The sequence below is a fragment of the Methylophaga lonarensis MPL genome (assembly GCF_000349205.1).
In the GTDB taxonomy this organism is placed as follows: Bacteria; Pseudomonadota; Gammaproteobacteria; order Nitrosococcales; family Methylophagaceae; genus Methylophaga; species Methylophaga lonarensis.
Map to the genome: position 1 here is coordinate 1 of NZ_APHR01000057.1, position 10,264 is coordinate 10,264.

7 protein-coding genes are annotated in these 10,264 nt (G+C 48.7%); 6 read left to right on the forward strand and 1 reads right to left on the reverse strand.

Annotated features, from left to right (window positions below):
• From MPL1_RS13720 to MPL1_RS10195, 6 genes are all read left to right on the forward strand, one after another.
• A partial coding sequence (locus MPL1_RS13720; RefSeq protein ID WP_009727051.1) for a hypothetical protein occupies positions 1-931 on the forward strand: 931 nt, incomplete at its 5' end.
• Positions 928-1,905, forward strand: a complete 978-nt coding sequence (locus MPL1_RS10175) for a vWA domain-containing protein (RefSeq protein WP_009727052.1) — start codon at positions 928-930, stop codon at positions 1,903-1,905. The genes MPL1_RS13720 and MPL1_RS10175, both read left to right, overlap by 4 nt.
• Positions 1,902-2,486: a tetratricopeptide repeat protein gene (locus MPL1_RS10180; RefSeq protein ID WP_009727053.1), complete on the forward strand. Its 585-nt coding sequence runs from the start codon at positions 1,902-1,904 to the stop codon at positions 2,484-2,486. The genes MPL1_RS10175 and MPL1_RS10180 overlap by 4 nt, the downstream gene beginning before the upstream one ends.
• 8 nt (positions 2,487-2,494) lie before the next feature.
• Positions 2,495-3,484: a vWA domain-containing protein gene (locus tag MPL1_RS10185; RefSeq protein WP_009727054.1), complete on the forward strand. Its 990-nt coding sequence runs from the start codon at positions 2,495-2,497 to the stop codon at positions 3,482-3,484.
• A 121-nt stretch (positions 3,485-3,605) separates the two neighbouring features.
• Positions 3,606-5,144: a hypothetical protein gene (locus MPL1_RS10190; RefSeq protein ID WP_009727055.1), complete on the forward strand. Its 1,539-nt coding sequence runs from the start codon at positions 3,606-3,608 to the stop codon at positions 5,142-5,144.
• A 105-nt stretch (positions 5,145-5,249) separates the two neighbouring features.
• On the forward strand, positions 5,250-9,512 hold the full coding sequence (locus tag MPL1_RS10195; protein ID WP_009727056.1) for an EAL domain-containing protein: 4,263 nt from the start codon (positions 5,250-5,252) through the stop codon (positions 9,510-9,512).
• Here the strand turns inward: MPL1_RS10195 and MPL1_RS10200 are convergent.
• Positions 9,497-10,141, reverse strand: a complete 645-nt coding sequence (locus tag MPL1_RS10200; protein ID WP_009727057.1) for a MarC family protein — start codon at positions 10,139-10,141, stop codon at positions 9,497-9,499. The genes MPL1_RS10195 and MPL1_RS10200 overlap by 16 nt on opposite strands.
• Positions 10,142-10,264: the final 123 nt, after the last annotated feature.

Below are 10,264 nucleotides of genomic sequence, written 5' to 3' on the forward strand. Positions count from 1 at the left end.
TCAGTTAATGTTTAAACAAGTCCTGCTTTTAATGCTCACCTGCGGTTTTCTAAACGCTGGATACGCGGCTGAACCCGTTCAGCCACGCCTCAGCAAAGTCGACAGCGGACGTCACTTTGGCATTGTCACCGGCGACATCATTGAGCAGCGGTTTCATATTGTCACTGACCGGGACACGGCGCTTAGTCAATCATCATTGCCAACACCAGGTGCCATCAACTACTGGCTTGATTTGGTTAATGTTGATTACCGGCAGGTCAATCAAGGCAAGCATCGTGAGCACCTTGTCACTATCCGTTACCAGACTTTTTATGCGCCGCTGGATGTGCGTCGTTTAACGATTCCGCCTCAGGAACTGATGTTTCTCTATCAAGACCGTGTGATTCCAGTGTCACTACCCACCTGGGACTTTTATATGTCGCCGATCAAGGAAATTGCACCACGAGCGGTTGGTGCATCAGCGACAGAAACTGCATTCATGCAGCCGGACATCATCCCACACACAATAGACACCCGTGACAAAAGTACGATTACCTGGTTGTCCGTCCTGTTAGTCACTTGTCTGACACTGTTCGGCCTGAACAATGGCATCTTCGGTATCAGTTACTCTCCATTTGCAAATGCACGACGACGCATCAAAAAACTCGCGCGAGATAACAACCCACAAACGATACTCTCAGCTTATCGAGAAGTTCACCTGGCGTTTAATCGTTATGCGGGGCAAGCGTTATTCAGCCATCAAATTGGCGATTTTCTCAACAATCATCCGGAGTTTATGCGGCTTGGGAACGCCATAGACGAATTTTACAAAAAGTCCGAAAAAATACTTTTTGCCGAACAAACCGATGCTCAACAACAGCAGATCGACTATCTGCAACATTTTTGCAAATTACTGGCAAAAGCAGAACACCTTGCCAAAAAATCAAGATGAATATTGTATTTCAGTTTCCTTGGTTGCTGGCACTATGCCCACTGGTAGTTGTACCCTGGATTAGTCAGTTTTTGCCGGAACGCCTGGCAAGCTGGAACCAACTGGTGGTCAGATCCGATAGCTCAAAACGGCTTGATGTGTTGCTGCGCCTGACTGGATCGGTCGCGCTGCTTTGCTTGTTAATCGCACTTGCCGGCCCCCAACAGATTGAACGCAAACTGCAACGTATCGGCACCGGCGCACATATTGTCTTTGTGCTGGATCGCAGTGCCAGTATGGATGAAACCTTTGGTGGATGGATGGCAGGTGATGATGAAAAATCCAAAGGCGCAGTTGCACAAGAGTTATTAAGCAGCTTCATTGATGAAAGACCACACGATATGTTTGCAGTGACCGCTTTCAGCACCCAGCCAATCTTTGTTACTCCACTTACCGAAAACCGAACCATCACCCAAGCGGCTATCAATACCATGCTCAGTCCAGGGCTGGCCTTTACCAATGTGCCCAAAGGTTTAGCAATGGGCTTGAGTTTGTTTCGCGATCAACCTGTCACTGGATCACGTGTCATCGTACTGGTTTCAGATGGTGCCGCCTCGCTCGACCATCGTGCTCAGCGGACACTTCGGGAGTGGTTTGAACGCTATCAAGTCCGTTTATATTGGTTTTTTCTGCGCACAGAAAATGGAATGGGCATTACCACTGTGCCCAACAGTCCTCGTGAAGATAATCCCCGAGTGATGCCAGAACGCTACCTTGATATGTTTTTCCGGACGCTGAGTACGCCCTATCAGGCCTATGAAATCGACACACCAGAGTCTCTGCAAGCGGCCATCGATCAACTGGATGAATTGGAAAACCGGCCGTTACTGTATCAGGAGATCATTCCACGCAGTGACCTGTCTGATATTTTTTATCTCATCGCATTGTTTTGCGTTTTTCTACTGTCATTGGTGAAAGCGCTGGAGGCCAAATGAACAGTCGAATGATCACTCGAGGTCAGCTGAATAGCCTGTTGCTAACCATTGCCGCTATCACATTGATGCTGCTGTCATGGCAGCTATATCAGTTGTTTCAAACCCAGCGACTGAATCAGCAATTGATCGAAGTCAGTCAATCTGTCGGCATCGTTGAGACACCGCAAAATGCTAGACAAAATGCCGAATGGTACTTTACTTATGGCTATCAACTCCGACGTAATCGTCTCTATGACGCTGCAGCAGAAGCCTATGGTCATGCCGAACGCTATGCCGACAGTCCGGAACAGCTGAGTCATATTTATTACAACCTGGGTAACATCTATTTACTGCAGGCGATTGATCTGGCCGAAGATCTTGTCGTTAATCGAGCGATGGCCATGGCGGATGTCGCCAAGGATTTTTATAAATCGGCACTGCGACAAAATCCTGACTTCTGGGCCGCTAAGTATAACTTTGAAGCCGCTCAACGACTGTCACGCGATTTACCTTTGGGTGAGGCGGTAATTACAGATCCAGATGCGCCAAGCAGCGAAGATCTCTGGTCCGCAATGCCGGGCTTTCCAATCGGGCTTCCCTAGTGAAAACTATGTATCGTTCACTCTGGCACTTGCTGATCGTCCAACTGTTGATTTTGATAGCCTTGCTGCTTCCGGCCATTCCGGTTGAGTCGGAAAAGTATGATTTTTTCTTTGTGGTCGACATCACACGCAGTATGAATGTGCGTGATTATCTGGACGTCAATGGTGATCCGCAGAGTCGCCTGGAAAAAGTCAAAGCCGATCTTAATCAAGTGCTTTTGCAACTACCCTGTGGCTCCACCGTGGGTCTGGGTATTTTCACTGAACGTATGCCAAATATCATGTTCTCGCCGATAGAAGTGTGCAGTAACTATCTGGAAATTCGCGACAGTATTCAACATCTGGACTGGCGCATGGCCTGGGTGGCTGACAGCAATATCGGGCTGGCCTTTTACAACACTATTCGCCTGATGCAACGACTCGAATTACAACATAGTCATCTGGTGTTCATGACGGATGGGCACGAAGCACCGCCCATCAATCCACGCTACACACCAGATTTCTCAGAGCTGATGCAAAATTCGGAACGCATCATCAAGGGCATCGTTGTTGGCACCGGCGAACATGGCTTGAGTCGCATTCCCAAGTTTGATGAAGAAGGCGTGCAGACAGGCTATTACACTGCTGAAGATGTGCCACATCAAAGCTCCTTTGGTTTACCAGAAGATCCAACACAAATCGAAGGTTATGTACCCAGAAATGCGCCCTGGGGCAATGTACGACACGATGGTAACGAGCATTTATCCAATGTTCGTGAGGCCTATCTCACTGGCCTTGCCGAACAGTCCGGATTTGTATATCACCATTTGCAGTCTGCCGCGGCATTTTCTGCAGCCTTAATGCAGCCTGATTTTGCCTCAACTGCTAAACGAGCCAGCCGTTTCAACCACATACCGGCTGCCATTGCCTTGTTGCTATTACTGCTGCTCTACCCAATTGAGCAGATTTTTCGGCGAGCCGCCAAGCAAATTCACAAGGCCTCGGCCACTCAAACCTGACAACAACACATCATCCATACGCCAAATGCTCTGACTGACGCACTGCGAAGATTGCCGACATCACGGCACAGCGCTATTATCATTGTGTACGATTTTTATACAAGGATGAAAAGATCGACGGATGAGCTTCCCGCTACCGGGCACCGATCTGCCTGTGCTCAAACTCAACATTCCGCCAAGCGAAGGCAAGGCCAGCAACGTTGAGCTGAATGAAACACTGCTCAAACATTGGGTAGAGAAACTCTCGGCCGAAGATTTGCCTGCTTTTCTTGGAGCTTACCAGCAACCGCTTTATCACTTTAATCACCGAAGCATGCCACCGCTGGTGCGCCTGAAAATGCTGGAAATCTATCGGCAACCCCTCAATCGAATGGTCATGCAGCTGACGTCATGGGAATTGTCACAATCGGCCCGTAGCATCGAACAACAAAATCAACTGATTGATTCATTGATGCAGCGCCTCAATGAACTGGCGATTGGCTACAAAATCACCATCATGAATGCCGCGGCTGAAAATAACACCTTGACTCATAATGCCGTAGCAAAAATGGCGATCCATCGAGCCATTGAACAACTGAGCTATCTGATCATTCATGCCTACAAGTTTTATCGACAACCTCCGGCTGGTATCTATCACGACTTACATCAGTTATTTTTAGCCTGCCTGCAAGCAGGTATTGGCGATGAAACACCCAATATGAGTTTGCAACAACTCAAGGCTGAGGGAAGTTATCAGCATCGATACATCCAAATGATGTTACTTGGCATCTGTGATCCCTACAGTCTCCGCAGCAATACAGTACTCAAGGTATATCGGATGATGGGGCAATTGGCGCCACTGGCCGAAACTCAATTACATCAGAACTTTAACGCCGTACAGGGCATGTTTTACATCAACGCCAAAAGTGATCGCTTACCTGAACCGGGAATTTACGCTCGGCCAACTGAGTCCGAGTCGGTGCTTGTGGCCCTGAATACCAAAAACATACTCAACGGTATTGAGCGACTGTTAAAACAAGCTAGCTCTGAAGCCGAACTGGATATCACGCTGATCAATCAGATCACGCCCTATCTGAATTCCGCTTATCAACGCAAACAACCCAGACAACCAGTCACCGGGGCCGTAGCGGCCTGTGTCATTCAGGGCTTTACTTCGATTCATCGCCAGTTTGCCCCGCAAGATCAGTGCCCGCTGGATACCCAGCAAAGCTGGCAAATTCTCAACAAGAATGACCGAGGTTTTCTACTCAGTAGTCCGCTGAATGATAAGCAACATCGTCTGACCGTAGGCGAGTTGGTTGCCATGACTGAAGTGCTGCAAGACCAGCGTGCCGGTGTGACCAGACTAGCAACCATCCAATGGCTTCGTCATGATCGACAAGGACAAACCAAGCTTGGGCTTGCCTTGTTGCCAGGAACAGCGAAACCGATTCATTTTCGTGTTCCCAGTCAAGACCAGCTTCAGCCAGCCTTGTTGATTCCCGAGTCAGTTCATCCGCCATTTCCAGCCAGTATTATTTGCCATTCCGGCGTCTATCGACCTGAGCAGATACTACAACTGCAATCTTCAAAAAAGTTTCTCAACTTCACAATTCACTGCAAGCAACTGATTGATAACTATGGTGATTCAGAACGGATCACTATTCATTACTGTGAATGAGTACTCAAGCATTATTAAGGATTTAAGCGTATGATCATCCCCTGTCAACTCCAGTTCTGAAGCAGCCAATTGCTCGCCTCAGGCGTTTCATTGGTTCGTACTATCATGCCTTTTTTCTTATTACCCATCCTGCTTGCAGGGCTTGTCTTGTCCAGTGTCGCTTATTCTAGCGAGACGGAAACGCTTGCAAACAAAGACCCGGTCACCTTGCAACTCAAATGGAGTCACCAGTTTCAGTTTGCCGGTTACTACGCCGCTGTCGAAAAAGGCTTTTATACCGAGGCGGGGCTGGATGTCACCCTGCGTGAGCGCAATGAACACATTGAAGTCACTGATGCGGTTTTAAACGGGGATGCAGATTATGGAATTGCCGGCGCAGGTCTGCTGGCACAGTTTGCCAATGGCGCGCCGGTCAAAGCCCTGGCAGCCATCTTTCAGCATGATCCCCTGGTGTTTATCAGCAAAGCCGAATCGGGTATCAGCACTCCATACGAGTTAGCCGGCAAACGTGTCATGTTCAATGCAAATATAGGCAATTATGCGATTTTACATGCCTTGCTTGATGATGCGGGTCTTCGTCCTGACGACTTCACGATGGTGCCTCAACAACTGAGCCTTGAACGTTTCATCAACGATGAAGTTGATGTGATCTCTGGCTATATCACTGATCAGCCTTTTACCTTGCGACAAATGGGCTACGCCATCAACATCATCGATCCACGCAATTATGGCCTGGATTTCTACGGCGATATTCTATTCACCTCTGAGCAAGAACTCAGAAATAATCCAGGCCGGGCAGATCGTTTTCTGCGTGCCTCATTAAAAGGCTGGCAATACGCTCTTCAAAACCCTGAAGAAATCATTCAACTGATTGTCGAAAAATACCATCCGGGCCTATCCAAAGAACAACTTCGATACGAAGCCCGCGAAACCCGCAAATTGATAAGACCCGATATTGTCGCCATCGGCCATATTGAGCCAGGTCGTCTGCGTCGCACTGCTGACTTCTATCATCAGGCCGGGCATGTGCCTTTGCTCAATCAGCATCAGCTATCACAATTCATTCATCGTTCAAGAAACGAACTGAATCTGACTGATGAAGAGCTGGCCTGGCTGGCAGGTCGAAGTCGAATCCGTGTTGGCGTTGACTCGGATTTTGCTCCCTATGAATGGATCAATGCCGAGGGCGAATATGTCGGCATTGCGGCAGAGTACATCAGACTAATTGAACAACGCATCGGCGTACCATTCGAAATTGTTTCGGATCTGCCATGGCATGAAACCCTGGCGATGGCGTCAAGAGGCGAGCTAGACATGATGTCCTGTCTCAACCTCACACCAGAACGCGCAGAATATCTGAATTTCTCTCAACCTTACGTTAATAATCCGATCGTTATCGTCAATGCTAACCGCCACGGCTACATCGGCACACTGGACAATCTTTCCGGACAAAGGGTTGCGGTGGAGCAAGACTATTATGTGCATGAGTTTCTGGCCAGACATCATCCTGAAATAGAGCTGGTGCTTACCGAAACCACTGCAGAAGCATTGAACAAGGTTGCCACCGGCAGCGCCTTTGCCTATGTTGGCGACGCGGCCTATGCTAACTTCGCCATCAAACAGGGCAATCTGCTCAATCTGCAATTTGCCGGACAAACCGAAGAGCATACCGCCTACCGGATTGGGGTGCATCATAGTCACCCCGAGCTGTTCAGCATCATTAACAAAGTACTCGCTAGTATCAGCCCTGAAGAGCGTCAGGAAATTGAAAATCGCTGGCTGGGACTAACTTTCACCAGCGGAGTTCAGACACGCACACTGCTGCAGTTTGCCGTTGCACTCACCATCATTTTTGCTATCTATTCCTATTGGTTGTTCCGACTCAGGCAATCCCGGCAGGCACTGGCACGCAGCGAAGCCAAACTTCGCAGCATTCTCAACGCCTCGCCAATTCCCTATGCACTCAATGATGACAAGCAACGAGTGCAATATATCAACAAAGCCTTTACCGACACCTTTGGTTACACCATTGAAGATATCCCCTCAGTAGACGTCTGGTGGGAGCTGGCTTATCCAGATCCAGAATACCGCTCACAGGTCCGTGCAGTCTGGCAGAGTTACATGAACAGTCCCGGTCTGCCACAACGTGAAGCCCCCTTTGAAGTTGAAATACGCTGCAAGAATGGTCAGATTCGTCACACGCTGATTAACAGTACCGCCATTGCTGATGGCACCCAGCGTACACATATCGTCATTTTTTACGATATCAGCGAACGTAAACGTGCAGAAGAAAAACTCAAGCTGTCCGGGCGAGTTTTTAATCAGGCACACGAGGGCATTTTAATCACCGATGCCAAAGGCATCATTGTGGATATTAACCCGGCATTCACAACCATCACCGGCTATGCCCGGGATGAAGTTATCGGACAAACGCCGCGCCTGCTGAAATCCGGACGTCACACAGAACACTTCTATCAGGAAATGTGGCAAAGCCTTCAGGAAGAAGGGCACTGGCAAGGCGAGGTCTGGAATATTCGAAAAAATGGCGAGTTATTTGCCGAACTGCTGACCATCTCGACCTTGCTGGATGAGCATGGTGAAACACAGCATTATCTTGGCCTTTTCTCCGATATCACTGAGAGCAAACAACAACAGAATGCGCTGGAAATGATGGCACATTTCGATATGTTAACCCAGCTCCCCAACCGAAGTCTGTTTGCTGACCGCTTTCGCCAGGCCATTGCCCACAGCGAACGTAATCATAGTTTGTTGGCGATTATCTTCCTGGATCTGGATAACTTCAAACCAGTGAATGACAACTTTGGTCATGCCGCGGGTGACAAAATACTGATAGAAATTTCTCGCCGTCTGAAATCCTGCATTCGCGAGGATGATACGGCTTCTCGGCTGGGCGGCGATGAGTTCGCACTGTTGTTAAACGATATCAGTTCCATAGAGCATTGCCAGCGACTGTTATCACGCTTGCACCGTACAATTGAGCTGCCCTACCAAATCGAAGAAGAAACTATCAGCCTGAGCGCCAGTATCGGTGTCACCCTCTACCCGCTGGATAATGCCGATGCTGACACGCTGCTGCGACATGCCGATCAGGCAATGTATCAGGCCAAGCAGGCGGGACGTAATCGCCATTACCTGTTTGATGCCGTGCATGATCAACAACTCAGCATGCAACAAAATCAACTGCACGTGATTGAACAAGCATTCCGCAACCAGGAGTTTTGTCTCTACTACCAGCCTAAAATTGATATGCGCAGTGGCCAACTTATGGGCGCAGAAGCGCTGTTACGCTGGCAAGATCCTTCACGCGGCATTGTCACTCCCGCGCAATTTCTGCAATCCATGGATGGTACTGATCTCGCCATTCGGATCGGTAACTGGGTTATTGAGCAAGCGCTCAAAGAACTCAACACGTTAAAACAACATGAGCTGCAACTGGAAATCAGCCTGAATATCTCCTCTCATCATTTACAGTGGGAAGGCTTCTTCACGCATCTTGATCACGCGCTGTCACGCTATCCGACAGTAGATTCTAGCTTGTTACAACTGGAAATACTGGAAAGCAGTGTGCTTGATGATTTACATAATATTTCCAGCATTATCAGTAAGTGCCGAAAGGCACTTGGTGTTCGGATAGCGCTGGATGACTTTGGCACCGGTTACTCTTCGTTAACGCATCTACGTCACTTACCGGTTGATGTGGTGAAGATCGACCAGACTTTTGTCCGGGATATTATTGACGATCCCAATGATTACACCATTGTTGATGGCGTGATCGGACTGACCCAGGCCTTCCATCATGATGTCATTGCCGAAGGTGTTGAAACCACCGAACACGGTTTGATGTTACTGACCATGGGCTGTTATCAAGCCCAAGGCTATAAAATCGCCCATCCAATGCCTGTTGACCAGTTCCTGCAGTGGGCAAAAAACCCTCCAGTCAATGCCAGTTGGCAGCTATTCGCCAAGGCCCAACTCAGCGAAGCACAACGCTACATCGCGCTGATTCAATTGCAGACTCATCACTGGTGGCAGCGCGTCAGAGCCAATGTCGAAGGCGCGCCAGATCATGTGCTGAACTGGCCAATCATGAACTACAAGAAATGCCACATGATGGCATGGCTGGAGCAGGCCGAACGGCAACATCTATTTAATGTCGAGTGGCAAAGTGCACTGATGGATGCCAACATCGATCTCTATCATTGCGGGCTGACTTTGCGTAACCAGATCCAGCAGAATCAGGTATTGCTGGCCCAGGCAGGGCTCAGACAGTTTGATGATTACTATGAAGCAGTTCAACTATTGCTGGCACGTTATGCGGGACCAATCGACACTCACAAACTGCGGTAGATATCCAATACGCCGTTAATCACAAACTGCACCGCAATCACCGATAGAATAATGCCAAAGATGCGGGTGATAATATCTTTACCGGTTTCGCCCAGATAGCGCACCAAAATATGTGAGTGAATCATGGCCAGATAACAGGCACCGGTGGTGATGATGATCGCTAGAAACACCAGAATCAGATGCCAGGCCGTGGGGGCTTCGCTGGTCAGAATCATCACGGTGGCAATCGAGCCAGGGCCACTGATGAAGGGGATAGCAAGCGGAATTACCGATATATCCCGCGCCAGTTTGCCATCCCCCATCGGATCATCACCACTGACTTCCTCTCCTTCATCCTGACCTCGTCTGATCATGCCCATGGCGATGCCGAACAAAATCAGTCCACCGGCAATTCTAAATGCTTCCAGAGTGATGCCAAACATCTTGAAAATCAGCGAGCCAAGCAACGCAAACACCACAAAAATACCGGTGGCGATCAGGCTGGAGCGCTTAGCCATGGTCCTGCGAACGGTCTCAGAAGATTTAGCCGTCAGCGAGACAAACACAAAGGCGGTGGTCAACGGATTCACAATCACAAACAAGGCTGCCATTGTTATCAGCCAATACTCAAACAAAAGCCCCAAATTCATTCTGCCTCCCTCAGAGCAAACATCCATTCATGGCATTAACCGCTTTAGATAATATGAGAAACTCAAGCCTTCACTTTTTACTCAAGACACTGGATAGTGTATCCATAAGTTGTGCCGGACTGA